This window comes from Chitinophagales bacterium, from assembly GCA_020636535.1.
Lineage (GTDB): Bacteria > Bacteroidota > Bacteroidia > Chitinophagales > JADIYW01 > JADJSS01.
Map to the genome: position 1 here is coordinate 159,770 of JACJXT010000013.1, position 26,052 is coordinate 185,821.

Here is a 26,052-nt window from a genome sequence, read left to right on the forward strand (position 1 = left end):
CGAATATATCATTATTGTAGGTGAACGCTGTAATTGTATTTGTCTAATAAGCGACTGCCTTTGATGCTAAGTAATGTACCATTTTTTTGTAGTAACTCTTTTTTGGTAAATATTGCTATTCCTAGTAAATCATCATCTGCTAAAATATCATAGGTTGATGCGTAATCTTTATTTTGATAGGCAGATTGTAGTGCTGCAAAATTATTGCTAACTTTCTTAGAAATTGCGTCTAAACTTATGCCTGTATCTTCTTCAATTAGTACTACTGCAAGCATATCGTCATTATTGAACTTTTTTAATGCAAGTACTGTTTCGTAAGAAGATTTGTTATAGTCGAAAATAGTATATGTTTTATGAATTACGGTAGCACTGTCTTTGTTGCCTTGTAGTACAATAATAAAGACTTCGTCGTTTTGCGAAGCTAGTGTAGTAAAGTTTTCACTTAGATTTATTGCTTCAACTTGTAAGTTGGTTTTTATATTGCTTGTTTTTTGTAATTGCTTTTGTGTAGAACAAGCGGTTGTAAGCAATAACACAATAAATCCTATATGTGTAATTTTCATTTTAATAGATACTTAGAAACTAATTTCGTTTAAGTTGATTGTTTTTTGGATTTGTTGTGTACCTGCTTTGTCATAAATTTCTAAACTAATTTCTATTGGACTAGCATTCCAATTGATGTTTATCATTCCAAAGTTTAAGTCATTAAATCCATCACCAATTCTATAACTATTTGTAGCTAAACTATTTTCTGTATGCGTTAATCCACTAGAAGTTAAATCGTAAATTGGATAATTGCCTGTTGGTTGACGCATACTTAATTCTGCATAGTGTACATCGCCACTAATAACAAATACACCATTGGCTTGCGTTTTTCTAATCAAGCTAAAAAATCTATCCAGTTCTATTGGATAGTTTGCCCAAGATTCCCAGCCATTTGCTTCGATACAAAGTTGTGTACTAGAGCCAATAATTCTAATTTTAGCTGGTTTCTTTAGCTCATTTTCTAGCCAAGTCCATTGTTCTTCACCTAGTAATCCTTTAGCACTATCTAGTGTAGGTTGTATTGGTTCGCCACCAATAAAATCTTTAAACCATCTAGTATCTAATAAAATTACTTGTACTCGATGTGCTTCATCGCCATAATTATAAGTAGAAAAAACACCATTGTGTCCGTATATATCTTGACTACTTGGTACTTGCCAAAATTGTACAAATTTATTTTTAGCAACATATTTATAAGGAAATTCTCTTCCAGCATTATTTGTACCATAATCATGGTCGTCCCAAGTTGCAATCATAGGTACATTTCTTCTTAGATTTTTAAACGCCGCATCTGCTGCTAATAAATTATACTGTAAATCAAACCATTCTCCATAATCTGCATTTAAAGGATTGTCGGCATAAACTGCATCACCCATAGAAATATACAAGTCTGGATTTTTATCGACAATGGTATTAAAAATTCCTTTATCTCCTATTTGATTAGAACAAGAGCCAAACGCAATTTTACTGACTTGTTCTTCGTAAGGTTCTTCATAGCTTTTGTCTTTTGAACATGACCATAGCATTGCTACAGATAAGATGATGAGTAATTTTTTCATTGTATTGTTATTTTAGTTGATAAAGGTACCAATATTTTCGCCTTGTAAAACTCTTAATATATTGCCTCTTGTATGAATATCAAAAACGATGATTGGCATATTATTTTCTTTACACAAAGCAAAAGCTGTTTGGTCCATTACTCTGATGTTTTTCTGCATGACTTCATCAAAAGAAACTTTTTCGTATTTTATTGCATTTGGATCTTTTTTTGGATCGGCAGAATATACACCATCTACATTAGTGCCTTTTAAAATGACATCGGCTTCTATTTCGTTGGCTCTAAGTGCAGCTGCTGTATCTGTAGTGAAAAATGGATTACCAGTTCCTGCTACAATAATAATACATCTTCCTTTTTCGAGATGACGAATGGCTCTTCTTCTAATATATTGTTCGCATACTTGAGATACATCAAGTGCAGACATTAGTCGAGTGTAAATGCCTTTAGCTTCTAAAGCACCTTGTAATGCCATACCATTGATAACTGTAGCCAACATTCCCATATAATCGCCTTGAGCTCTTTCTATGCCAATGCTGTCTGCTTGTAAACCACGAAAAATGTTGCCACCACCAACAACAATTCCGACTTGATAACCTGCTTTGATAACGCTTACAATTTCATCGGCAAATTGGTTTAAAGTTTCTGGATTGATGCCATGACCTTTTTCGCCCATTAGTGCTTCGCCACTAAGTTTAAGTAAAATTCTTTTGATTGGTTGTTGTGTCATTTTTTTTGGTTTTATAAAAATAGCAAAAAAAAAGAGAGCTAAAAAAGCTCTCTTTAAAATTTATTACGCTAAAGTAACTCGTTTAAAATCTACGATAGCCAAATCTTTATCTTCCGACTTTACATATTCATCAACCGTTTGCTTGTTGTTCTTAACAAATGGCTGCGTTAGTAATGTAGCTTCTTTCAACATTTTAGCTACAGCACCATCAGCAATTTTATCTAAAATTTGCTCTGGTTTACCTTCTTCTTTTGCTTTTTCTAATGCAATTTGTCTTTCTCTGTCTTTCATTTCATCAGACACACCAGATGCATCTACAGCGATTGGAGCCATAGCCGCAATTTGCATTGCTACATCTTTACCTACAGCAGTGTTAGCATCGTTTAACGCTTTGTTTAACTCTACTAAAACACCCATTCTGTAACCCATGTGAATATAAGGAACGATGCCTTCGCCTTCCATGAATTCGTATTTTTTTACTTCGATTTTCTCGCCAATCTTAGCAACAGTATCTAGCAATTTATCTTTGATAGTTACGCCATCTAATTGTTGTTCGTTTAATGCTTCTACCGATTTAATTCTGTTGTTTAAAGCTACATCTGCAATAGATTTTGCTAAGTTGATGAAGTCTTCGTTTTTAGCAACGAAATCTGTTTCGCTACTTAAGTTTACTGCTACACCAAATTTTCCATCTTCAGTAGTAATTGCTACTACTACACCTTCGTTAGCTTCTCTTTCTGCTCTGTTAGCTGCAATTTTAGCACCTTTTTTTCTAAGGTAGTCTATAGCTTCTTCAAAATTTCCGTTTGTTTCTACTAAAGCTTTTTTGCAGTCCATTAAACCTGCACCTGTTTCTTGTCTTAATTTATTTACATCTGCTGCTGTTATTGTAACTGACATGATGATATTTTTTTGTTTTGATTAAAATTATTCTTCTGTTTTTGTTTCTTCTGGTTTAGCTTTTTCTTCTTGAGCTGATTGCATTGCATCTTTATCTTTTTTTCTTTCTGCTAAACCGTCTTTAATTTGATCTACGATGTATTGCGTAATTACTTTAATAGATTTTGTAGCATCGTCGTTAGCAGGAATTGGAAAGTCTACTAAGTTTGGATCTGCATTTGTATCTACCATTGCAAAAGTTCTTAAACCTAATTTTTTAGCTTCTGCTAGTGCAATATGCTCGTGATTGATATCTACCATAAACAAAGCAGCTGGAGTTCTTGGTAAGTTTTCGATACCACCTAACACTTTGTCTAATTTTTGTTGTTGACGAGAAAGTATTAATCTTTCTTTTTTAGTGATGTTGGTTACATTACCATCAGACAACATTTTTTCTATGTTTTGTTTTTTCTTGATAGATTTTCTGATAGTAACAAAGTTTGTTAGCATACCACCCAACCATCTTTCGGTAACAAAAGGCATATTGATTTCTTGTGCTGCTTGAGCTACAATATCTTTAGCTTGTTTTTTTGTAGCCACAAATAAAATTTTTCTACCAGATTTTGCAATTGATTTAAGTGCAGCACCAGCTTCTTCTAATTTTTCTTGTGTTCTATTTAAGTCTATAATGTGAATACCTTTTTTCTCCATGAAAATATAAGGTAACATTTTTGGATTCCATTTCTTTTTAAGGTGACCGAAGTGTACACCTGCATCCAATAGTTCTTGTTGAGATATTTTAGACATTCTATAATTTTTTTGAATGATGGATTAATATTATCTTTTACTAAATTGAAAGCTTTTTCTCGCTTTTTTCTGACCAAATTTCTTTCTTTCAACCATTCTTGGATCACGAGTGGTTAATTTTTCGGCTTTAAGAGCAGGTTTTAATTCTTCATCAATTTTTATTAATGCTCTTGAGATACCTAAAGAAATAGCTTCTGCTTGTCCTTTGATACCACCACCTTTTACATTTACTAAGATGTCGTATTTGCCATCTTGTTCTGTAACTGCTAAAGGTCTTAAAGCTCTATCTCTTAAGAATTTTAAATTGATATAGTCTTCGATATCTTTACCGTTGATGGTAACTTTACCATTACCTGTTTGAAGATAAACTCTTGCAATAGCATTTTTTCTTCTGCCTAAGCCGTTGATTAAATTTACTTTATTTGCCATGTTATATGTTTAATGGTTGAGGATTTTGTGCTGCATGTGGATGTTCGCTACCTGCATATACACTTAATTTTTTATACATTGCTCTTCCTAATTTTGTACTAGGCAACATATGTTTAATTGCATTTTCTAAAATAAAAGTTGGTTTTTTGTCTAATGCTTCTTTTGGAGTCATTTCTCTTTGTCCGCCTGGATACCCTGTATGACGAATATATTTTTTGTCGTATAGTTTATTACCAGTAAATTTTACTTTTTCTGCATTGATAACTACAACGAAATCGCCAGTATCGATATTAGGTGTGTAAGAAGGTTTGTTTTTTCCTTGTAAGATTTTAGCAATCTCAGAGCTTAGTCTACCTACTGTTTTGTTTTCGGCATCTACCAAGTACCATTTTTGTTGTACTTCTCTTGGCGTAACCGTTTTTGTTTTATAACTTAATGCTTTCACTCTAAAAAATTTTAATATTAATTTTTGGACTGCAAAAGTACTCTTTTAATTTTGAATATTTATCTGTTTTAATAGAAAATAAAAATTACACCTTTGTAACCTATTGATAATCAGTTTAATTTTGGTGTTAAATTTTTATTAAGCAGAAAAATGATAAGAAATTCAGCTAAAATACTTCTTCAAAAGATAAAATATTTAGATTTGTTGCCTACAAATTAAAATAATAGGTTTGTTATAATAAATATACGAAAGAATTACATTTTTTCAACTGTTTTTTCTATAAATCCATCTTTGCTTTGTAAAACTACTTTGTATGCACCATTGGCTAAGTGGTCTAAATCTACTTGAATATTATGTAAGCCAGCAGAATTATATCCTAAATTTTTATTGATGACTTGCTTGCCGCCTATATCGTAAACCAATAAATTTACATCTGTTGATTGTTTTAAATTGTATTGAATAAACAAGTCATTTTGTACAGGATTTGGATATATACTCAACACAATAAAGTCATTGTTGTTTGGTTTAATACCAGTATTAACTTCTTGTAATGGTGTAAAAGGAGCATAGTACATTTTTGGTGCAATTTGTTGAGTTGGTACGGTATCTCTTCTTATCCATCTTGTACCAATGTCTGTATAATAACCAGCTTCCCATCTTTGATTTGGATTTAGTTGATCTACTCTTGGAACAGAATAAAAGTCTGCTTGTGCTTGCGTAGGTTCTAAGTTTAATAAACCATATCCTTTTTTACTTAAGTCTACATATTTAATATGTGGCAAAATAGTTTTGATGATTTGATATACTGGTGGTAATGGAATTGGAGATGCTGGAGAACTAATACTTGTAGTAACAAATTCTACGGCTACGGAACCTTGTCCTGTATTTTTATTATAGTTATTTTGATTATATGGTAAATCCATTGCCCAAGCAGTATGAATATCACCAGTTAATACAATAACATTTTGTATGTTATTATCTAGTATTATATCATACAGTCTTTTTCTTTCTGCTTGATAGCCATCCCATTGGTCGTCGTTTAATACAATGCCAAACGGATTTAACTGTCCCATCATTACCTGTTGTGCTAAGATTTTCCATGTAGCAGTAGAGTTAATGAGTTCATTTTTTAACCAATTTAATTGTTCTGGACCTAGTAAATGTCTAGAAGTATCATTAATTAAATCGCTATTCTGTTTATCTCTATCATACAATCGAGTATCTAACATAAAAACATCAGCCAAATCGCCATATGATTTTTTACGCCATATCTTATTGATATCATCACTTTCTGGATAGCGAATTGGAATCCATTCATCGTAAGCTACTTGAGCAGCATGTTTTCTTACATCCCAAGATCCTTCGGTAGATGGCGTATGATTATCGGCACCTGTAGTATAGGAATTGTTGGTTGTTTCATGGTCGTCCCAAACACAAATAAAAGGAAACTGTTGGTGTAAACGCATCAACGATTTATCTAGTTTATAAGTAGAATGTCTTAAACGATAATCTTCGAGTGTAATGATTTCTTTTTGTGGTTCTTGGTCAGTTCTAATATCAAACAAATAGCCAGAGTTGTTTTCGTAGATATAATCTCCTAAGTGAAGTACTGCGTCAATGTCATTTCTTTCCCAAATTCTATCGTAACCATTAAAATAACCAGACACATAATTAGAACAAGAAACAAAGGCAAATCGCAATTGGTCAACACCACCAACTGGTGCTGTTTTAGTTCGTCCAGTTAAAGAGTGTTTGCCATCAACAATAAATTCATAGAAATACCACGAGTAAGGTTGTAAACCAGTTACATCTATTTTAACTGTAAAATCTCTTGTACTGTCTGTTGTAAATGTGCCAGATTGTACTACATTATTAAAAAGTGTATCGGTAGCCATTCGCCAAGTTCCGTTAACAGTTCCAGCCAAATCTTCTGTAGTTACTCTTGTCCATATAATTACAGCATTTGGAGTTGGATCGCCAGAAGCGACACCATGATAAAATGGAGCTAAAGATTCATCGACAGCAGAACGCAAAGAGTAAGGTAAGCTAGTGTTTTCTGCTGCTTGAATGATTTGAAATGAAAATACAATACTGACTAAGGTTATGATAACAAATTTCATGTTTCTAAATTTATATCACTAAAAATAGTTAATTGTTATTAATTATAGAAATACTTACTGCTAATTTTTTGTGTAAATTAGTTGAACTTTGAAATGAAATATGATGTGCTTTTGTTAATCTTACAAACTAAAACTTTCGCCACAAGAGCATATTCTGCTTGCATTCAGATAAAATAAAATTCCTTTAATGCTTAGAAATTAATTCATTGTCATTTTTAAGAGTTGATTGACTGTTTTCCAATTTCTTGTTGTAGCTGTTACTTTTAATTTACTTTCTATAAAACTATTAGTTAGTTTAGAATTGCTGTAACTATCTGGACAATATAAATAAAGTGCTTTATCTATTATTTTAAATTGGTCATTTTTTAAATTTATTTGTTTTAGTAGTTCTGTGTATTCAGTTTTTGGTTTTTCTGATAAGAATGTGATATGAAAGAATGCCAAATCTTTTGATTTATCATTTAAGAAAGGATTTGAGTTAACTATCTTTTCTAACTCTGTTTGTGTTAATGTTATAACAGGAACATCAAAGCCAAATATTTTTTCAATATTAGTTTTTAAAATTTCACTTATAGCTTGAGTTGTTTTTTCGTTTGCCTGAAAAACAATATTTCCACTTTGTATATAAGTTTTAATGTTTTCAAATTTTAAGTCAGCACACATTTTTTTTAATGCGTCCATCTTAATAATTCTGTGTCCACTTACATTAATACCTCTTAAAATTGAAATATAGGTTTGCATACATTACAAACTAAAACTTTCGCCACAAGAGCAAGTTCTACTAGCATTTGGATTGTTAAAATAAAATCCTTTGCCATCTAATCCTTCAGAAAAATCTAAAGTAGTACCTAATAAGTATAACAAGCTCTTTGCATCAACTACTAACTTAATGCCTTTGTCTTCAAAAATTTCGTCGCCAACTTTATTTTCATTGTCAAACTTCATATCATACGATAAACCACTACAACCACCACTGTTTACAGAAACACGAACAAAATAATCACTAGTCAACTGGTCTTGTTGCCAAATTTGTTCTACTCTTTTCTTTGCTGTGTCGCTTATAAAAATCATAACTTATTTATCTTTCTTTTGGTTATAAACAATAATTGGCTACTAAAAGTTCAATTATGGTTTGAAGTCTTTGTTTTTATCTTCAACCATTTGTTTTAACTGTTCTTTGTATGCTATTATTTTTTGAAGTAGAGTAACATCATGCGTAGCTAAAATTTGTGCTGCTAATATGCCTGCATTTTTTGCACCATTTATTGCTACAGTAGCTACAGGAACACCTGCTGGCATTTGTGCTATTGATAAAATAGAATCTACGCCACTTAAATTACTTGATTTTACAGGCACACCAATTACAGGTAATGGCGAAATTGCTGCAACCATTCCTGGTAAATGAGCAGCACCACCAGCACCAGCAATAATGACTTTTGTACCATTTTTATGAGCCGTTGAAGCAAAATCGTACATAGCTTGTGGTGTTCTGTGTGCAGAAATAATACGATAATCGTAAGCAATACCCAATTCATCTAAAAGTAGAGCAGTTTCACGCATAACGCTATTGTCGCTGTCAGAACCCATTATTATTGCTACTGGTTTATTCATTGATGATTTCTATTTCGGTTAAAGTTCTTACTTTTTGTGCTAATTCCAAAACTTTTGTTCTATCTGGATGAATTATCGTAATGTGTCCTAACTTTCTGTTTGGTTTACTTTCTTGTTTTCCGTACAAATGTACATAAACGCCAGTCATGCTATTGAGTGTTTCCCAATGTTTTAATTGGTATGCTCCACTGCCTTTATTCGTTCCTACAATATTAATCATAGCACATGGCATAATCATTTCGGTATTGCCTAAAGGCATATCTAACAAAATTCTAATGAGTTGCTCGTATTGCGAAGTATAAAAACCTTCGATGGTATGATGAGCAGAATTATGTGGTCGTGGTGCAATTTCGTTGACAAGTATGTCATCATCATCTGTTAAAAAAAGTTCTACGGCAAATAAACCTGGACTATCAAATGCTTGTACTGCTTGTAGTGCAATTTGTTGTGCTTTCTTCTCAATTGTTGGATTAATATCTGCTGGTGAAACTAAAAAAGCAACTAAATTACTGTGCTCATCAAACTCCATTTCTATACAAGGATAGGTTTTGATATTGCCTTTCGTATCTTTTGCTACAATTACAGCTAACTCTTTAGTATAATTGACGAAAGATTCTACCATTAAAGCACCATCAAACGGAATGCTATTAATATCAGATTTTAATGCATCGATAGAAGTAATAAAAACACCTTTCCCATCGTAACCACCAGTACAAGTTTTTACAGCTACTTTTTGATGATGTTGTTGTAGATAATCTAAATGTTGTAGTAGTGCTTGTTTATTGTCTACTATTACAAAAGGTGCAGTTGGTATATTATTTTCTTTATAAAATTGTTTTTGCTTGGATTTATCTTTAATGATATTTAAAACGCTTGGAAAAGGAATTATTTTTTTTCCTTGTTGATGCAATGACAATAACTTATTTACATTGATATGCTCAATCTCGAAAGTAAGAATATCAGACTGATTGGCGAGTACTTCGATAGCATTTTCATCGGTAATACTTCCTATAATTAATTCGTGAGCATATGGTGCAGCTGAACAATGTGCATCTTGGTCTAATACAATTGTTGGAACTTGCCAAAGCATGGTTTGTTCTAATAACATTTTACCTAATTGACCACCACCAATAATGCCAATTGTAGGAAATAGTTGTTGCATGGTGCAAAAGTAAAAAATAGATACTTATTTTCTTTCTAATATACTTATTTGTTTAAAAAACAAAACAAGCTTTTATTATTGCTTGATAAATTTTGCTAGGTATTTATTTTGATTGATGTCTGTAATTTGAATAATATAACAAGCTTTTGGTAATAAGTTAATATTTATTTTATTCTGAAAGATACTAGTAGCAGATTTCCAGTTTTTACCTAAAATATCAAATATTTCATAGGAATTAATATTGATATTATTATGTATTGATATATAATCAGTTGCTGGATTTGGATAAACAAATATTGTTGGAATTCTTTTATCTTCAAAAGTATTAATAAATAGATTTGGCGTAGTAGAATAACATAATAAACCACCAACTTTATTGCCAATTAAAATTTCCATTTGTTGGTCGTTGTTTAAGTCGATACAAGTAGGTGTTGAGCGTTCTATATTTTTATTATTAATTACTGCATCTGCTTGCAAGTTGTTGTTGGTGTAATGTAATAGATAATCGTAGTAAATTTGTACACCATTGTAATAAGAACCTAATACTAAATCAGTAATACCATTATTATCTATATCTGCAAAAGTTGGATAAGCAAAGCCAGCGTATTGACTAATTGAAGTATTTCTAACATCAATTCCAGATAAGGTATCACTTATCTTAGTAAAAGATAAATTGTTGTTATTGGCTTGATAATATAGCAATCTTCCAGCACTTATTCCTATAATTAAGTCGTTTAGATTATCATTATTTAAATCGTATACACTTGGTTTTGGCGAAGAACCTACTTTTTCTATTTGGTTATTGCTGTTTTTTAATAGTATATTTCTATAAGTAAATATTGGTGCTTCATTGGCATTTGCTGTATTTTCCCACCAAAATATTAGTCCATCAATTATATTGGTTGTACCTATAATTAGGTCATCATCTCCATCATTGTCTATATCTCCAAGACATGGTGAAATTTCTGTAAGTTGTAGAGTACTAATATTTAAATAATCGTCGTTAACTAAATTATAGATTGGTTGAATTATACTTCCTATATTTTTATATAATTTAATTTTGTAAGTACTGTTAACTTCGTTAGTGCTTTTAATTCCACCAGATGCAATTAAAATATCTTGCAATCCATCATTATTATAATCTAAAAATAATGGATAAGAATTATTACCAACATCTACGATATCTTCTAGTAAAAAGTTTTTATTTTGGAGTGTAAAATCAAGAGTATTGCTTGTATTATTTTTTTGGTAATACCATATATTGTCTTTATTGATAAGATAATCTGAAAAGTTGGCAACTACCATGTCTTCTTCTGTGTCGTTGTTAATATCAACAAAATTTACATTGGGTAACGAAGCAATATCTACTTTTTGATTAGCAGTAGGAAAATCGTTAGTAAGTGATAAAAAACTCGCATAATCATGACTTTCTACATTATATGTTAAATTTATATTGTTATAAGATGCATCAGATAATAATAAGTCGGCCAAACCATCATTGTTTAAATCTTTTAATGTAATAGATGAACCAGCGTGTTTGATGTTATTTGGATTAGCAATTCTAAGAAATTTACCATCGCATGTATCTCTAAATGTTATAACAGAAGAAGAAGTTCCTTCTGAGATATTTCCCCAGCAAAAATCGTTGGTTTTATATTGTAAAGAATCGCAAGGTAAATTTAGTTCTACGCTTTGGTTTTTATAATATACTATTCTCGTGCCACTTGTATTGAACGAAAGAATGTCTAAATCGCCATCTTGGTCTACATCATAAATAGCTGGTTTGTCGATAGATATATTGTATAGATTGATATTTCCAGAAATAGAAAGTGTATTTAATTTATAATAAGATAAAGTATAATTCATTTTATTGTTTGAATAATATCCTTTGTAAACACTAATAGAACCTTCTTCTTGATTAGCTGTAAATAAATCTTTGATGCCATCGCAATTGTAGTCTTCAAATAAAACCCAACCACCTAAATTATTTGGAAAACCATAGTCTATAGTGTCGTAAGTGTAGTGAATGCTGTTGTTTATACCACTGTTTCTAAACACTTCTATTCTGTTTGAATATACATCGTAGACTACTAAATCTTCAATGCCATTATTGTTTACATCTACATTTGCAATTTGAATGTAGGAAAGTCCACCAACCAATGGAAACTTTTTTTGAACGCCGTTATCAATAAAATCGATATTGTAAGTTGGTTGATAGGTTTGGCTAAATCCAGCTTGTAGTAAAGCAATCAATAATATAAGAAGTGTATTTTTAATCATATAAAATAATTAAAATGGATAACCGATAGCAATATTAAATCCTAGAAGATTACCTAAATCGTTTTTACGAATATACTTTTTACTTAAAGATGGTTCTAATTCTCTTTGTGTTTCGATATAGTCTTTTCTGTCTTTAATAATTTGTCCAATCCAACGATGACCTTTATCAAAACTTGGATCGTGTAGTGGAACACCAACATCAAAACGAATAATAAAAAAACTTAAGTCTAAACGCATGCCAATACCAGCATCCCAAGCTAATTCTTTACCAAATCGTTTAACATTAAACTCTGCATTTGGTCTGTTTTCATCTTTTTTAATCAGCCAAATATTTCCCGCATCTGAAAAAAGTGCAGCTTTAAAATATTTATAAATATTAAATCTATATTCTGCATTTAATTCTAAACGAATATCACCAGTTTGGTCTAATTGACTAACATTGGTGTTGTGAAAATTATATCCACCAGGACCAATTTGTCTAAATTGCCATGCTCTGAGTGAGTTTGGGCCACCAGCATAGAACTGTTTTACATAAGGTAATATTCTACTATTATCGTAGTAAGAGTTACCATAAGGAATACCTATACCACCAAAAAATCTTAAACCCAAAGCTTGACCTCTTTTAAAATTGAAGAAGTATTTTGGCTCTGCTTCTAAGCGAATGTATTGAGCAAAAGGTATTTTAGAGAGTTTATATGGTTTGTTTTTATCTTTATTGGTTAATGATGAGAATGCCATTAATATATTTCCTGCCAAATTTATATTTCCTCTAAAGAAAAAGTGATTTTTATATTTACCCACATTTATTTGTTGGTTAGTATATAGAAAAGTATAATCTTGTCCTAAAATAAATTGTTGGTCGAAACTTCTTTGTAATATAATATTTGAATCTAATCTATTTTGAAATGAATCAGATATACTTGTAGGTCTGACATAAGTTAAACCTAAAGGTGTAAATAGATGTCTATATTTATCATTATACCACTCATATCCGTAATTTAAATTAAAAGTATGTATAGAATATAATTGAATTCTTTTTTGATAATTATAATTAAAACCTATATTTGTCTTTTCGTTGTATTTTTTATCTGCAGCACACTGTACTTTTTTTATTTTAGGAAAAATTCTTGCTAATGATATTTTGGTTTCTAAATTTAAATTAATTGCGTTTATTGGACTTAGTTTTATGCCATTATCTGTTCTTTGTTTTAGTTGAAAATCGATACCTGTACTAGCATTTACATATAATTTAGCTGCTGTATTAAATACATTTCTGTTGGTATAAGTGCCTACTAAATTAAATCCAAGTGTGCTTGTAGCATTGGTATTAACTTCTAATTGAGAACCAAAAGTATTTCGTTTTGCAGGTTCGCAATCAATAGTGGTAATTAATCCCATTTCTTCTGGCGAGAAAGAAAATGGGTCATGCTTTATATTGATAAATTTAAATACACCTAGTCCATATAAATTGTTTCTAGTAGCAACTTCACTTTTTTCGCTATACAAATCGCCAGGTTTTATTCTTAATTTTTGAGCTAAAATTCTAGGAAGCACTGTGTTTTTTAAAACTTTGTAGTAAACATCGCAAATAGTATCTTTTAAAAAGTCTGTGTTTTTTACCTGATAAGAAAATATTTTATTATTATAATTAATATTATAATTTACTTCTAAATAATTATATTTCGTATGTATCGATGCATCTACTTCATTTTTAACTACAATGTAGCAATCAATCATATTATTGCCAATGGTACTGTCTAGTTTTAGAATGATAAAATCTTCTCTAAAAGTATAGTATCCTTCATTCAAAATTATATTGGTAATTCGTTCTCTTTCTAAGTTTACATTTTCAATATCAAAAACATCGCCTGGTTTAATAAAAGCATCTTTTTCGCCAATTAGTATTAAGTCTTTCAATGTAGAATCTTCAGTTTGTCTATATACATTTCTAATTTTAAAAGCATCATTAGGTTTTACATGATAGGTAACTGTCGTTTTTTTCTTTTTTGTTTGATAGTTGTATGAAACATCATTGTGAAAAAAGCCATGATAGAATAAGTAATTTTTCATTCTGTTTACCGAAGTTGAAATAGTCGTAGAATCAAAAAGTACTGGTGGTTCTCCACTAAAATCACTAATGTTATCTACACTTAGCTGTTTGTCTACAATTTTATAAGTTTTGCCTTTTGCCTTATATTTTTCACTTTTCTTATCTAGTTTATTTTGTTTTTTTTCTTTTTTTCGTGCTAATTTTTCTTCGTAATTGTCTTTTTGTTTTCTTTTATAAGATAAAGCGTAAATACCTAGTTTTAATCGAAAGAAATTTAAAAACTTTTTGTTGGGTTGCTGATTATAGACTACTTGTTTGGCTAGATTTTCTTTAATAGACGCTTTATCATCAATGTTTTCGCCTTTGTATTGTAAATCTATTGAATTACTTACTAGTAAACTTTCATCATCTTTAAGTACATGTTTGGTAGCACTACATGCATTTAGTGTTAAGATTAATAGTAGAATTGCTACTTTTGCAAAGTACTTTAACAAGAAATGGTATCTAAAGCTGTAATTAAACATATAAACGCACTCAAAAGTAAAAAATACCGTTATAAATTTCTATCCTTTATTGCTGAAGGTGAGAAAATTATAAAAGAATTAATACATTCAAAAATAGTGCTAAAAAATTTGTTTTTGCTAGAAAATGACAAACACTTGTTGGAAATATTTGCAGATGTACCACATACTTTGGTGAATAGTAGCGAATTGAAAAAAATGAGTGGATTAAAAACACCTAATAATTGCTTGGCAGAATTTAGTTTTACGCCACAAGAAGCTACCGAAATTGTAACTACTGATTGGATTATTGTATTAGATGAAATTCAAGATCCTGGAAATTTAGGCACGATTATTAGAATTGCAGATTGGTTTGGTATTTCGCAAATTGTATGTTCTGAAAACTGTGCTGATGTTTACAATCAGAAAGTAGTACAAGCAACTATGGCGTCTATTGCTCGAGTAAAAATTTGTTATATAGATTTGATTGATTTCTTAAGTACTACTACTTTACCAATATTTGTAGCAGATATGCAAGGCGTTAACTATACTACGATTGATTTTCCTAAAAAAGGTATTTTATTGATTGGCAATGAAGGCAATGGTGTAAAAGTTAATTTAGTTGATTTAGCACAACACATTATTACAATTCCAAAAATTGGACAAGCAGAATCGTTGAATGCAGCCATTGCTACGAGTTTAATTTGTGCCAAGATTAGGTTGTAGGAAATGTTTGTGTATGCTATAATATTTAATTAATACACTTATATTTGAAATATTATTTTTGTTAGATGAAAAGAATAAATTTATTGTTTATATTATTTACAATTTTTACGATAAGTTGTAAAAAGCATAAGTGTGATGATTACTCTTGTTTTACACCACCAAATTTTTTTAATTTTGATATAGTAGATAAAACAACTGGAGAAAACTTATTTACTAATGGCACATATAATGAAAGTGATGTTGAAATCACTAACTTATTAGATAGTACAATATATGAATACTATAATTTTAATGAGTACGCTACTAATTGGTTAATCTTTAATGGCATTGGTTGGCAAAGTGAAATAGTAAGTTTAAGTGTTTCTATTGATGGAAATCATATTTTTAATTTTTATGTTGATGCAGAAAGAAAAGAAGAAAACTGTTGTTCATTTACAGAATATCACGAAATAAACATAGATTCTACAGAATATGAATTAAATACTAATAGTGGACTATATAAAATCTTTGTAGAGTAAAATAATATCAATGCCTATTTCCAAATATATAAAGACAACTATGAAAGCATTAGTTTAACCATAGCAATTATTTTATTGATGCTAATTACTTCTTGTACCGATAGAGGAATTAAAGGTGTTAAGCAAATTATTGAAAACAAAATCAATTATAATATTATTATTTAAATAATAAAATATTTATCTTTTAAATTAAATGTTTATGATTGATTTAACCAATCTATTTGAGACATTGCTACTTTTTAAGATATATCGCTTTAGTGAAATTTAAATTTGGCAAAAGAATTTTAGCATTTCCCCTTCTCATTATGCTAAAATAAAAATCCGCTATAAAAAAATCAATTATAACGGATTGAAAATAAAACTGTAGCCCGTAGGGGAATCGAACCCCTGTTTCCAGGATGAAAACCTGGCGTCCTGACCCCTAGACGAACGGGCCATCTTTAGGTGTCTTGCTTAAAAAGCGTTGCAAAGATAGTAGTAATTTTTATTCTAACAAATACTTAATTCATTTTTTTTTGAAAAATTGAAATCTCATCATACATTTATACAAAGTTTACGCATGAAAACAAAAATTGCAATTAATGGTCTTGGTAGAATAGGTCGATTATTATTTAGAACACTTTGGAATCATCCACAAATAGAAATTGTTGCCTGTAACGATTTAGCACCTAATGATGCCTTAGCTCATCTATTAAAATATGATACAGCTCAAGGAACTTGGCATCTTCCTATTAGTGCCGATGAGGAACATATTATTGTTGACAATAAAAAAATTAAGTGCACTGCTATTAAAGATGCTACCGAATTACCTTGGAAAGAAGATCAAATTGATATTGTAATTGATTGTTCTGGATTTTATAGAACTTATGATAAAGCACAGTTACACATTCAAGCTGGTGCAAAAAAAGTAATCATTTCCGCTCCTGCAGATGATAAAACCAAAACCATTGTAATGGGCATTAATGATAATGATATTACTTCTAATGATATTATTTTATCTAATGCATCATGTACTACCAATTGTATGGCGCCTATGGTAAAAGTTATTATGGATAATTTTACGCTAGAAAATGCAATAATGAATACCATTCATGCTTATACTGGCGACCAAAAACTCCAAGATAGTATTCACAAAGACTGGCGTAGAGCTAGAGCAGCTGCCGAAAATATTGTTCCTACAACATCAAATGCGGCACAAGCATTATCTAGAGTAATGCCTGAAACTAAAGATAAAATTTCTGGTGGTGCAGTTAGAGTTCCAGTAATTGTTGGTTCTCTAACCGAACTGTATTGCAAGTTTACAGAAGAGGTAAGTGTAGAAGCAATCAATAATGCATTTAAATTAGCAGCTCAAAATGAATTAAAAAATATCTTAGCATACACAGAAGATCCTATTGTTTCTAGTGATATTATACACGATCCACATTCTTGTATTTTTGATGCTGGATTGACCTTGAAAGTTGGACAACTCATTAAAATTGTAGGTTGGTACGATAATGAATTTGGCTATACCAATCGCTTAGCAGAGCTAGTTGAAAAGGTAGCTCAGTTATAATAAAATTTTCATAAAAGCTCGTCTTAACGAGGAAGTATGACGAAGTTATCTATAGTACAAACGGAATTACTGCTTTTCTTTCTTTCGGATAGTTTTCAAATTTCCCCTTATACCATTTATGATGATCTAAGGTTCGTGGAATTAAATTGACTGCTGTCCAAATAAAGAAACTCCAACCTACTAAATGATTAAGCATAATTGCAAAACCAAGCCATTGTACAATTTCTCCAAAGTGATTAGGACACGAAACATATTTAAACAAAAATCCTGTCGGAATTTTATAACCAGTTTCGCTACTTGTTCTTAAATTAATTAAAATATTATCTGAAGTATGATTGATGATTAATCCTACTAAAAATATCAATCCACCAAATAAAAATGGAAAAGAAAACAAATAATCATTAGAATAATTTCCACCAATATTTCCTAAATAATAACCCAGAAAAAAAGTATTGCAGAAATTAAAAAACACCGCACTTAAACAAATGGCTAATGGCATTTTTTTACCTTTAGTTTTTAATCGCATCGGAAAAATAAATCCTCTATAAATATAATGAGCTACATAAATACTTACAAAAATCTGACTAAGCAATGTTTTTTCTAAACTGCCTTGCAAATACCAAAACAACATAAAAAAAGGAGCAACACCTTCTTGTATCATCCAACCCAAACGATTATCAATCATTGGTCCAAAACTCGTAGAGCTATGTCTGCCATAAGGTTGCGTAATTTTCAATAAAAAAGGAAAGGCAATAATGGCAATTCCAATCCAAATATACAATAGATAATAATATAAGCTAACAGTCATAATTTCATTTTCAATTAACAAATATAATACCAATATTGTGTTATTTTTGCTTGAACTGAAGCGTTAAAAAATGAATTCTATCAATCAAATTAACTTAGAAGGAAAAAAAGTACTAGTAAGAGTAGACTTTAATGTTCCTTTAAATCAAGACAAACAAATTACAGATGATACCAGAATAAAAGCAGCCATTCCTACGATAGAATATATATTAAATCATGGTGGAAGCGTAATTTTGATGTCGCATTTAGGAAGACCTCAAAAAAAATTAAATACTGATGGTACTATTGATAAAGATGCATTAAGCTTAGCTCCAATTGCCAAACACTTAGCTGATTTATTGCATCAATCGGTACAATTTATTGATGATTGTATTGGCGAAAAAGCAATTGATGCTAGTAGAAATTTAAAACAAGGTGAAATTTTATTGTTAGAAAATACGCGTTTTTACAAAGAAGAAGAAAAAGGTGATGCTAACTTCGCTAAACAACTTGCCGATTTAGGTGATGTATATATAAATGATGCTTTTGGTACTGCACATAGAGCTCACGCTAGTACAACTATCATGGCACAGTATTTTGATAAAAATCATAAAACCGCTGGATTTTTAATGAAAGCAGAAGTTGATAATGCGAACAAAGTATTGCATCAAGCAGAAAAACCACTAACAGCAATTATTGGTGGAGCAAAAGTATCTGACAAAATATTGATTATTGAGAATCTTTTAAACATTGCTCAAAATATTATTATTGGTGGAGGAATGGCTTATACTTTCATCAAAGCACAAGGAGGAAAAATTGGCAATTCTTTAGTAGAAGATGATAGATTAGATTTAGCGCTTTCTGTTTTAGAAAAAGCCAAGCAAAATAAGGTCAATATTTACTTACCAGAAGATAGTGTTATTGCAGATGCTTTTAGTAATGATGCCAATTATAAAACAGTAGAGAGCAATGAAATACCAGAAAATTGGATGGGATTAGATATAGCTACAAAAGCCATTGCTACTTTTGATGAAGTTATTGCTAATTCTAAAACTATTTTATGGAATGGACCAATGGGCGTTTTTGAAATGGAAAATTTTAGAAAAGGAACAGAAGCTATTGCCAAAGCTGTAGCAAATGCAACTGCTAATGGTGCATTTTCTTTAGTTGGTGGTGGTGATTCTGTTGCAGCAATCAATTTATTACAACTCAACGATAAAGTAAGTTATGTTTCTACAGGTGGTGGTGCTATGCTAGAATTTTTTGAAGGCAAAACACTTCCAGGTGTTGCTGCTTTAGATTAAATATTTTCTCTGAAAAGATAGTGGCTCAATTGGGTAGCGTTGCACTACCCAACAAGCCTAAAATAAAGAAGAATGAATATTTATGAAACAAAAGGGATTACCTTTTTGTTTTATATATAATACGCTTAAACTGAAGTTTTAGTTTATAGATTATAAAAAATTAATGTTTGTTAAGAATTTACACAGGATACTCTGCAATATTATTTTCTGTTTCCCAAAGTTTTAAGTGAAGTTCTAAGTCTTTTGGTAGCTTTGCTTTTATCATATCGTAGATGACAACAATAATATTTTCCACTGTTGGATTTAAGTTTTTAAATTCCTCAGTATCTAAATTTAGGTTTCTATGGTCAAATTTTTCCATCACTGTTTCATTAATAATTTGTTTGATGGTTTTCAAATCTATCACATAACCAGTAGTTGCATCAATAGTACCTATCACTTTTACTTCTAGCACATAATTGTGTCCATGATAATTTTCATTAGCACACAAACCAAATATTTCCTTGTTTTTTTCAACAGTCCAAGCAGCATTCCATAATTTATGTGCAGCATTAAATTTAGCTATTCTTATAAGTCCTACTTTTTTCATTAAACCCAAATTACATATTAGACTTTGTAATGAGAAGAAATTATGCAAAATATTTACGAAGCACGGAGTTTTTTTCTCACAGATGTAGTTTTAACTACATTGAGAATAAAAAAATGAGTACTGAAGTAAATATAAAGTAGAATTTTTTCGGAATAAATTTCTAATGTGTAAGTTTGGGTTTATATTTGTTTGCCATGCAATTTAGTGAAGTAATAGGACAAGAAAAAGTAAAATCACATCTTTTACAACAAGTAAACAAAGATGCAATACCACATGCACAGTTATTTTTAAGCAGTTTAGGTGCTGGTGCTTTGCCTATTGCTTTGGCATTTGCTCAGTATATTGTATGTACCAATAAATCAGAGAATGATAGTTGTGGTGTTTGTGCTGCTTGTGTTAAAGCCAGCAAATTAATTCATCCAGACATACATTTTACTTTTCCTGTAATTAAAAAAAGTGGTAGCAATAAACCTTCGTTGAGCAACGATTATCTGCCAGCTTTTAGAAATGCAGTTATTAGCAATCCATATATCGATGAAATTTCGTGGTTAAGTACCATTAACGATGAAGCTAAACAAGGCAATATTACTGCTGATGAATGTAGACAAATCATCAAAAACTTAAATTTAAAGTCTTTTGAATCTCCTTATAAAATTCAAATTATTTGGATGGCTGAAGCACTTAAAAAAGAAGGAAACATCTTACTAAAATTACTAGAAGAACCTACACCAAATACAGTATTGATATTAATTGCTGAAAATCAAGAAGCCATTCTATCTACAATTTATTCTAGGTGTCAGATTGTAAAAATCAACGCTATTGATGATGCCATTGTTTTTGAAGCACTTAAACAAAAAGGTGTTGACGAACAAAAAGCAGAACGCATTGCCTTTTTATCAAACGGAAATTATAGCGAAGCACTACAACTAACCGAAAAAGAAATTGACCAAGATACTTTGTTGTTGCAAGAATGGTTTAAACATACTATACAGTTCAATACTTATGCTTTAAATAAATGGATAGACAACTATTCAAAAATGAGTAGAGAAAATATAAAAACATTTTTCAAATATATTTTGCATGTACTAAGAGAAACACTACAACTCAATTTCAATCAATCTTATAAAGTAAGATTAAACGAAGAAGAGTTTAAAATTGCCAAAGCACTATTAAAATATCTAGATTTAGATAAGTTTGCGGAGATTGAAAAACTAATAGACAACAAGCACTACGAAATTGAACGAAATGTAAATGCCAAAGTAGCTTTAATGGACTTATCAATTAATGTAAAAAGAATTATTTCGCAGAAATAATGCTTAAATAGAATATTCTGCTATTTTTGTATCATTGTACATTTGGTCGTCATTCCTGAAAATTTCGTAGTATACGAAGAAATTTATTAGGAATCTACCTTAAAAATCGTAAAAAAGATTCCCAATCAAGTTGAGAATGACGATTTTTAGTTTATTTTGTATCCAAATGCACAATAGTTTTTATAAGTATTAAATAATAAATATGAGTTGTAGTGGATGTGGTTCTGGAAGTACGCCAAGTGGTTGTGGTAATAATGGTTACTGTGCTAGTGGTGGTTGTTCTAAGTTAGAAGTTTACGATTGGCTGTCTGATATTACATATGACAGCTTTACCAAATATGATACTTTTGAAATAAGCTTTAAAAATGGTTCGAGAAAAGGTTTCTATAAACTCGACAAACCTTTAGATATTGTAACTGGCGATTTTGTGATTGTAGAATCATCAGTTGGTTACGATTTAGGTAAAGTATCTTTAAGTGGCGAGTTGGTCAATCTTCAAATGAGAAAAAAAAGAATCAACACCAAAACTTACGAGTTTAGAAAAATACTTAGAATTGCGAAGCAACACGAGTTAGACTTACTCGATGATGTAAGAAAAAAAGAAAAAGAAACCATGCTAAAAGCTAGAATTTTGGCACGCAATTTGGGACTAGATATGAAGCTAGGTGCTGTTGAATATCAAGCAGATGGTAAAAAAGCAACTTTTTATTATTTTGCTGATGGTAGAGTAGATTTTAGAGAATTGATTAAAGTACTAGCAAAAGAGTTCAGTATTAAAATTGAAATGCGACAAATTGGTGCTAGACAAGAAGCTGGAATAGTTGGTGGTATAGGTTCTTGTGGTAGAGAGTTGTGTTGTTCTACTTGGTTAACTAGTTTTAAATCGGTAAATACAACAGCAGCAAGATACCAGAACTTATCTATCAATCAAACTAAATTGTCTGGACAATGTGGTAGATTGAAATGTTGTTTAAACTATGAATTAGACACTTATTTAGATGCACTAAAAGCTGTTCCCAAAAAGGCAGATAAATTGTATTTAAAAGATGGTATTGCTAATTTGGTTAAAACAGATGTACTAAAAGGCGAAATGTTGTACTACTACGATAATCAGTATTATAACTTAAGCTTAGAAAGTGTCACTACTATTGTTACTATGAACAGCAACAAGCAACAACCACATAATTTAAAAGATTTGGCTATAGTTGCCGAAGCTAAAATTGAAGAAGAAAATTTTGTTGATTTAGTTGGACAAATATCTATAAATAGCTTAGATAAAAATGATAAGAAGAAGAAAAAAAGAAAGAATTACAGAAACAAAAGGTCTAATCCAAATAATAGAAAAGACAAGAAATAGTATTTTTAAAAGTACTATACTTTTACTTTTTTTATTGTTGATGATAGCGACGACTGTAAAAGCCAACGACCAAAATTTAACGACCAAACCTTTTAAACCTATTAAAGAATTACCTTACGCTTTTACCAAACAAATTAAAGTAGTCAATAAAGAATTTGTAGTTGCTTTTGGTATGCGATTAGATTCTGCAATGCGTGATATTAGAAATTACAACGCAGACTATATTCATGATGCAATTACTAAAACCAAAGACTTTGATTTAATTTTTAGAACACCATTTTGGATTGCACTAGATAGTACACATTACACTAAATTTATTCCAGAGCTTATTTTAATGCTTACTGACACTACTTATATTGGATTAGAAAATGCAGGTGGCATTACCATTTGGAGTAGAATGAAAGACAATAAAGAAGTACTGAAACAGAATCCGTTGAACTACCAAATAGATGACGATATTTTTACTATTGCAGGAAGAGCAAGTTGGATATTAAAACGACTTACGAAAAATGAGTTTGGTATAGTAAAACCAAATATGGAACACAAAGAATTGGTCAATATTCAAAAGCAATGGATAAAATGGCTCAATACGCTATTGATTAAGTAAGTTTATAATGACTTCTAAATTATCAACTCGTCATTATGAAATTTTGAGAGGAACGAACAAAATTGAAACAATCTCAAATTGCAAATGCTAGAAAATACATTAAATATAATTGAGAAAGATTTAATCGAAGGAAAAAAATTTCTAGCATGTAATAAATTAAGAAATTTAATTAATGATTATCCTGATGATTTTTTTCTAAGAGAAAGATTAGCTGAAATATATTTTGAAAGTAACTTTTTAGATTATGCAGGTTTATATTGGATGCTAACTGAACCAAAAACAGAAAATATTAAATTAGCTCAAGATACTTATCTTCAATCTGTAAACTATTCCAGTTATAAAATTTTAAATGACATTCGTTTTTGTGGCGATAGAAGACTATTGACTGATTATGCTAGAAACACAATAATTAAATTAGAAAAAGATTGCGAGAAGAAAAAAATTACGCTTCCAAAATTCAAACGAAAATCTAATAAAAAACGAGTTCAACATCAAACAAAAGATACAAGTGGTTGTTTCGGAAAATATTTAGGAGCTTTTATTGTAATATTTTTTATTATCATTTTATTGTTAGGATTACAAAGTCTTTTTACTATTATAAAATCATTCTTCTACAACTAATTTTCCTTATCACTACTCATTTCTAGTTTTTTAAGTGCTATGCTGTTGTTGAGTTCAAAGCCAAATAAAAGTACTAATGCATTTAAATAAATCCATATCATAATCACTATAATAATTCCTAGTGAACCATACAATCTGTTAAAATCATTTAAATAAGCAGTATATATTCTAAACACATAAGAAGTAATCATAGATATTATTGTAGCAAATGTTGCACCTATAGAAAAATATTTATACTTGCGTTTTAGTGCTGGACCATAATAATATATCAAAGAAAATATATTTAAAAAACAGAATGCTATAATTAAAAACTTTACTATACTCAAACTTATCGATACAATATAAGCATCGGTATGCAATAACTTCAACAACATAGTAACTAGTGTTTTTCCTTCAATAATTAAAACAATAGCAATAATTAGTTGTAGATTAACTAAGAACAATAGTTTTATAGAAGTTAGCCATTTTTGAATAAAATTTCTTTTTTTAAATGTCGGATTAATTTTATCAAACGCTTGCATAATTGAGTTGACTGCATTCGTTGCTATAAAAATTGCCATAAAAAAATTAATCGACACCAAACCTGTTCTTTGCACACTTACTATATCTAAAATGGTAGATTGTAGTACTACAAATACATTTTGTGGAATTATAGCTGCTAAAAAATTAAATAAAGAAGTATCAAAATTATTGATTGGAATGTATGGTATCAACGAAAAAAGAAAGATAATACTAGGAAACATCGCTAAGATAAAATAAAACGAAATACTAGATGCTCTTACAGATAGATTGTCTTTTTTTATTTCTTCTATAAACTGTTGTAATACATGGTACAGTGGTATTCCTTCAAATCCAATTGGCGAAAACGACTTTAGCTTTTCAATCAACCTTGGAGAAACTTTATCTTTTATTGTATGTTTAATTTGTTGTTTCAACTTATTTAATGGCTCTTTCGTTTAAAGCTTGCTGGTATTTCTTTGCATTTACTTGATGCTCTTGCCAAGTTACAGCAAAATTATGATATCCAGAAAAGTCTTCTTTGGCACAAAAAAACAAATAACTATGATTTTCTGCATTTAAAACTGCTTTTATAGTACTTGCTTCAGGAAAACAAATTGGTCCTGGTGGCAATCCTGCATATTTATAAGTGTTGTACGGACTATCTACTTTTAGGTCGTTATAAGTTACTCTTCTGCTAAATCCTAATTTTTGTAGTGCAAATAAAACAGTTGGGTCGGCTTGTAGTTTCATATTTTTATTTAAGCGATTGATATAAACGCCAGCTATGCGACTTTGCTCATCGTGTTTTGCAGATTCTTTTTGTACGATAGATGCCAATATAGTTACTGTAGTTGGATTTAAGTTGATTTTTTTTGCCTGTTGTTTTCTAGCATCAGTCCAAAATCGTTCATACTCTTGATATAATTTTTGAACAAATTTTTCAGCACTTACAGTCCAATAAAATTCATAAGTGTTAGCAATAAAAATAGTCGTAATGTTGTCTGCATTTAATCCAAGCGATTTTTGAAAAGCAGTATCATCTATAACCGCAGCTAGTTCATCATAAGAAAATTCTAGTTTATTACTCATCTTAGTAATAAAATCATTTTTATCTTTTATATTATTGAATGTAATTTTAACAGGCGTTTGCAAACCACCTCTTAATTTTCTAACTAACGAAAAGTTAGACGCATTATTATTAATAATATATCTACCAGCTTTTATCACATTTGGATAATTCATTCTTTTAGCTAAAAACACAAAAGATGATTTGTTTTTTAATATGTTATTTTTATTTAATGAGTCTAATACCATATCAAATGTTGCACCATTTGGCACATACAACTCATAGAAACTCATATTGTTATTATTTTTAATATTATCTCCAAATAAAAATTTTAAAGCTAAAAGTGCTACCACTATTGGTATTATTAATATTATCAAAAATTTCTTATACATAGTCTGGGTTAAGTTAAAGTTTTTTTTCAAAAAAAAAATAGGAAATATTTGTAAATTCTAAATTGATGTTATATATTTGGAACAGGGTTTTTATGTTTCTAGAC

The 26,052-nt window shown here is 30.1% G+C and carries 26 protein-coding genes and 1 tRNA gene; 8 read left to right on the top strand and 19 right to left on the bottom strand.

Annotated elements, in window-relative coordinates; all coding sequences use genetic code 11:
• Positions 1-11 precede the first annotated feature (11 nt).
• The 14 genes from H6553_12900 to H6553_12965 form a co-directional block, all read right to left on the bottom strand.
• A complete protein-coding gene (locus tag H6553_12900) occupies positions 12-563 on the bottom strand; it encodes a hypothetical protein (GenBank protein MCB9034732.1) in 552 nt (183 codons plus the stop codon).
• Positions 564-575: 12 nt separating this feature from the next.
• Positions 576-1,604 carry an alkaline phosphatase family protein gene (locus tag H6553_12905; protein MCB9034733.1) on the bottom strand — a complete coding sequence of 343 codons (1,029 nt, stop codon included), beginning with the start codon at positions 1,602-1,604 and terminating at the stop codon, positions 576-578.
• Positions 1,605-1,616: 12 nt separating this feature from the next.
• Positions 1,617-2,330, bottom strand: a complete 714-nt coding sequence (locus H6553_12910) for a UMP kinase (protein MCB9034734.1) — start codon at positions 2,328-2,330, stop codon at positions 1,617-1,619.
• Between the two features lie 63 nt (positions 2,331-2,393).
• Positions 2,394-3,230, bottom strand: a complete 837-nt coding sequence (locus H6553_12915) for an elongation factor Ts (protein MCB9034735.1) — start codon at positions 3,228-3,230, stop codon at positions 2,394-2,396.
• Between the two features lie 27 nt (positions 3,231-3,257).
• Positions 3,258-4,016 (bottom strand): 30S ribosomal protein S2, encoded by a 759-nt coding sequence (rpsB, locus tag H6553_12920; GenBank protein MCB9034736.1) that lies wholly within the window; start codon positions 4,014-4,016, stop codon positions 3,258-3,260.
• Between the two features lie 30 nt (positions 4,017-4,046).
• Positions 4,047-4,445, bottom strand: coding sequence for a 30S ribosomal protein S9 (gene rpsI, locus H6553_12925; GenBank protein MCB9034737.1), 399 nt, complete (start codon positions 4,443-4,445; stop codon positions 4,047-4,049).
• Between the two features lies 1 nt (position 4,446).
• Positions 4,447-4,890, bottom strand: a complete 444-nt coding sequence (rplM, locus tag H6553_12930; GenBank protein MCB9034738.1) for a 50S ribosomal protein L13 — start codon at positions 4,888-4,890, stop codon at positions 4,447-4,449.
• Positions 4,891-5,144: 254 nt separating this feature from the next.
• Entirely contained in the window at positions 5,145-7,010 is a 1,866-nt protein-coding gene (locus H6553_12935) for an alkaline phosphatase D family protein (GenBank protein MCB9034739.1), read from the bottom strand.
• Positions 7,011-7,208: 198 nt separating this feature from the next.
• Positions 7,209-7,751, bottom strand: a complete 543-nt coding sequence (locus H6553_12940) for a DUF1697 domain-containing protein (protein ID MCB9034740.1) — start codon at positions 7,749-7,751, stop codon at positions 7,209-7,211.
• Positions 7,752-7,754: 3 nt separating this feature from the next.
• On the bottom strand, positions 7,755-8,081 hold the full coding sequence (locus H6553_12945; GenBank protein MCB9034741.1) for an iron-sulfur cluster assembly accessory protein: 327 nt from the start codon (positions 8,079-8,081) through the stop codon (positions 7,755-7,757).
• 54 nt (positions 8,082-8,135) lie between these two features.
• Complete coding sequence (purE, locus tag H6553_12950; protein ID MCB9034742.1) at positions 8,136-8,621, bottom strand: 5-(carboxyamino)imidazole ribonucleotide mutase; 486 nt, start codon at positions 8,619-8,621, stop codon at positions 8,136-8,138.
• Positions 8,614-9,783 (bottom strand): 5-(carboxyamino)imidazole ribonucleotide synthase, encoded by a 1,170-nt coding sequence (locus tag H6553_12955; protein ID MCB9034743.1) that lies wholly within the window; start codon positions 9,781-9,783, stop codon positions 8,614-8,616. The genes purE and H6553_12955 overlap by 8 nt, the downstream gene beginning before the upstream one ends.
• Positions 9,784-9,858: 75 nt before the next feature.
• Positions 9,859-12,063 (bottom strand): T9SS type A sorting domain-containing protein, encoded by a 2,205-nt coding sequence (locus H6553_12960; protein ID MCB9034744.1) that lies wholly within the window; start codon positions 12,061-12,063, stop codon positions 9,859-9,861.
• A 9-nt stretch (positions 12,064-12,072) separates the two neighbouring features.
• Complete coding sequence (locus H6553_12965; protein MCB9034745.1) at positions 12,073-14,637, bottom strand: BamA/TamA family outer membrane protein; 2,565 nt, start codon at positions 14,635-14,637, stop codon at positions 12,073-12,075.
• A 96-nt stretch (positions 14,638-14,733) separates the two neighbouring features.
• Here H6553_12965 and H6553_12970 point away from each other — a divergent pair, with 96 nt between their 5' ends.
• Together H6553_12970 and H6553_12975 are read left to right on the top strand one after the other, a co-directional pair.
• The gene (locus tag H6553_12970) at positions 14,734-15,339 is read left to right on the top strand and encodes an RNA methyltransferase (protein MCB9034746.1); all 606 of its coding nucleotides are present in this window, start codon (positions 14,734-14,736) and stop codon (positions 15,337-15,339) included.
• Between the two features lie 65 nt (positions 15,340-15,404).
• Positions 15,405-15,857: a hypothetical protein gene (locus H6553_12975; GenBank protein ID MCB9034747.1), complete on the top strand. Its 453-nt coding sequence runs from the start codon at positions 15,405-15,407 to the stop codon at positions 15,855-15,857.
• Between the two features lie 364 nt (positions 15,858-16,221).
• On the opposite strand, the gene H6553_12980 is transcribed toward H6553_12975, so the two are convergent.
• A tRNA-Glu gene (locus tag H6553_12980) sits at positions 16,222-16,293 on the bottom strand.
• A 123-nt stretch (positions 16,294-16,416) separates the two neighbouring features.
• Between H6553_12980 and gap the strand changes: the two genes are divergently transcribed.
• Positions 16,417-17,412, top strand: a complete 996-nt coding sequence (gene gap / locus H6553_12985; GenBank protein ID MCB9034748.1) for a type I glyceraldehyde-3-phosphate dehydrogenase — start codon at positions 16,417-16,419, stop codon at positions 17,410-17,412.
• Positions 17,413-17,461: 49 nt separating this feature from the next.
• Here the strand turns inward: gap and H6553_12990 are convergent, their stop codons facing one another.
• Positions 17,462-18,220, bottom strand: coding sequence for a DUF1295 domain-containing protein (locus H6553_12990; protein ID MCB9034749.1), 759 nt, complete (start codon positions 18,218-18,220; stop codon positions 17,462-17,464).
• A gap of 70 nt (positions 18,221-18,290) precedes the next feature.
• Between H6553_12990 and H6553_12995 the strand changes: the two genes are divergently transcribed.
• Positions 18,291-19,502 carry a phosphoglycerate kinase gene (locus H6553_12995; protein MCB9034750.1) on the top strand — a complete coding sequence of 404 codons (1,212 nt, stop codon included), beginning with the start codon at positions 18,291-18,293 and terminating at the stop codon, positions 19,500-19,502.
• 178 nt (positions 19,503-19,680) lie between these two features.
• Here H6553_12995 and H6553_13000 read toward each other — a convergent pair whose 3' ends face one another.
• Positions 19,681-20,091 (bottom strand): 6-carboxytetrahydropterin synthase, encoded by a 411-nt coding sequence (locus tag H6553_13000; protein ID MCB9034751.1) that lies wholly within the window; start codon positions 20,089-20,091, stop codon positions 19,681-19,683.
• A 194-nt stretch (positions 20,092-20,285) separates the two neighbouring features.
• Here H6553_13000 and H6553_13005 point away from each other — a divergent pair, with 194 nt between their 5' ends.
• The 4 genes from H6553_13005 (at position 20,286) to H6553_13020 (ending at position 23,989) form a co-directional block, all read left to right on the top strand.
• Positions 20,286-21,404 (top strand): hypothetical protein, encoded by a 1,119-nt coding sequence (locus H6553_13005; protein ID MCB9034752.1) that lies wholly within the window; start codon positions 20,286-20,288, stop codon positions 21,402-21,404.
• 202 nt (positions 21,405-21,606) lie between these two features.
• Complete coding sequence (locus H6553_13010) at positions 21,607-22,761, top strand: hypothetical protein (protein MCB9034753.1); 1,155 nt, start codon at positions 21,607-21,609, stop codon at positions 22,759-22,761.
• 40 nt (positions 22,762-22,801) lie between these two features.
• Complete coding sequence (locus H6553_13015; protein ID MCB9034754.1) at positions 22,802-23,368, top strand: hypothetical protein; 567 nt, start codon at positions 22,802-22,804, stop codon at positions 23,366-23,368.
• An 84-nt stretch (positions 23,369-23,452) separates the two neighbouring features.
• Positions 23,453-23,989, top strand: a complete 537-nt coding sequence (locus tag H6553_13020; protein ID MCB9034755.1) for a hypothetical protein — start codon at positions 23,453-23,455, stop codon at positions 23,987-23,989.
• Here H6553_13020 and H6553_13025 read toward each other — a convergent pair.
• Both H6553_13025 and mltG read right to left on the bottom strand, forming a co-directional pair.
• Positions 23,986-24,924: a YihY/virulence factor BrkB family protein gene (locus H6553_13025; protein ID MCB9034756.1), complete on the bottom strand. Its 939-nt coding sequence runs from the start codon at positions 24,922-24,924 to the stop codon at positions 23,986-23,988. The two genes, H6553_13020 and H6553_13025, sit on opposite strands and share 4 nt — an antisense overlap.
• Before the next feature lies 1 nt (position 24,925).
• Positions 24,926-25,948 carry an endolytic transglycosylase MltG gene (mltG, locus tag H6553_13030; protein MCB9034757.1) on the bottom strand — a complete coding sequence of 341 codons (1,023 nt, stop codon included), beginning with the start codon at positions 25,946-25,948 and terminating at the stop codon, positions 24,926-24,928.
• Positions 25,949-26,052: the final 104 nt, after the last annotated feature.

Excerpts from the sequence above, each read along its gene's own strand:
- H6553_12900 (MCB9034732.1), bottom strand. The coding sequence starts at position 563 with ATGAAAATTACACATATAGGATTTATTGTGTTATTGCTTACAACCGCT.
- H6553_12905 (MCB9034733.1), bottom strand. The coding sequence starts at position 1,604 with ATGAAAAAATTACTCATCATCTTATCTGTAGCAATGCTATGGTCATGT.
- H6553_12910 (MCB9034734.1), bottom strand. The coding sequence starts at position 2,330 with ATGACACAACAACCAATCAAAAGAATTTTACTTAAACTTAGTGGCGAA.
- H6553_12915 (MCB9034735.1), bottom strand. The coding sequence starts at position 3,230 with ATGTCAGTTACAATAACAGCAGCAGATGTAAATAAATTAAGACAAGAA.
- rpsB (MCB9034736.1), bottom strand. The coding sequence starts at position 4,016 with ATGTCTAAAATATCTCAACAAGAACTATTGGATGCAGGTGTACACTTC.
- rpsI (MCB9034737.1), bottom strand. The coding sequence starts at position 4,445 with ATGGCAAATAAAGTAAATTTAATCAACGGCTTAGGCAGAAGAAAAAAT.
- H6553_12935 (MCB9034739.1), bottom strand. The coding sequence starts at position 7,010 with ATGAAATTTGTTATCATAACCTTAGTCAGTATTGTATTTTCATTTCAA.
- H6553_12940 (MCB9034740.1), bottom strand. The coding sequence starts at position 7,751 with ATGCAAACCTATATTTCAATTTTAAGAGGTATTAATGTAAGTGGACAC.
- H6553_12945 (MCB9034741.1), bottom strand. The coding sequence starts at position 8,081 with ATGATTTTTATAAGCGACACAGCAAAGAAAAGAGTAGAACAAATTTGG.
- purE (MCB9034742.1), bottom strand. The coding sequence starts at position 8,621 with ATGAATAAACCAGTAGCAATAATAATGGGTTCTGACAGCGACAATAGC.
- H6553_12955 (MCB9034743.1), bottom strand. The coding sequence starts at position 9,783 with ATGCAACAACTATTTCCTACAATTGGCATTATTGGTGGTGGTCAATTA.
- H6553_12960 (MCB9034744.1), bottom strand. The coding sequence starts at position 12,063 with ATGATTAAAAATACACTTCTTATATTATTGATTGCTTTACTACAAGCT.
- H6553_12965 (MCB9034745.1), bottom strand. The coding sequence starts at position 14,637 with ATGTTTAATTACAGCTTTAGATACCATTTCTTGTTAAAGTACTTTGCA.
- H6553_12975 (MCB9034747.1), top strand. The coding sequence starts at position 15,405 with ATGAAAAGAATAAATTTATTGTTTATATTATTTACAATTTTTACGATA.
- gap (MCB9034748.1), top strand. The coding sequence starts at position 16,417 with ATGAAAACAAAAATTGCAATTAATGGTCTTGGTAGAATAGGTCGATTA.
- H6553_12990 (MCB9034749.1), bottom strand. The coding sequence starts at position 18,220 with ATGACTGTTAGCTTATATTATTATCTATTGTATATTTGGATTGGAATT.
- H6553_12995 (MCB9034750.1), top strand. The coding sequence starts at position 18,291 with ATGAATTCTATCAATCAAATTAACTTAGAAGGAAAAAAAGTACTAGTA.
- H6553_13000 (MCB9034751.1), bottom strand. The coding sequence starts at position 20,091 with ATGAAAAAAGTAGGACTTATAAGAATAGCTAAATTTAATGCTGCACAT.
- H6553_13005 (MCB9034752.1), top strand. The coding sequence starts at position 20,286 with ATGCAATTTAGTGAAGTAATAGGACAAGAAAAAGTAAAATCACATCTT.
- H6553_13010 (MCB9034753.1), top strand. The coding sequence starts at position 21,607 with ATGAGTTGTAGTGGATGTGGTTCTGGAAGTACGCCAAGTGGTTGTGGT.
- H6553_13015 (MCB9034754.1), top strand. The coding sequence starts at position 22,802 with ATGATAGCGACGACTGTAAAAGCCAACGACCAAAATTTAACGACCAAA.
- H6553_13020 (MCB9034755.1), top strand. The coding sequence starts at position 23,453 with ATGCTAGAAAATACATTAAATATAATTGAGAAAGATTTAATCGAAGGA.
- mltG (MCB9034757.1), bottom strand. The coding sequence starts at position 25,948 with ATGTATAAGAAATTTTTGATAATATTAATAATACCAATAGTGGTAGCA.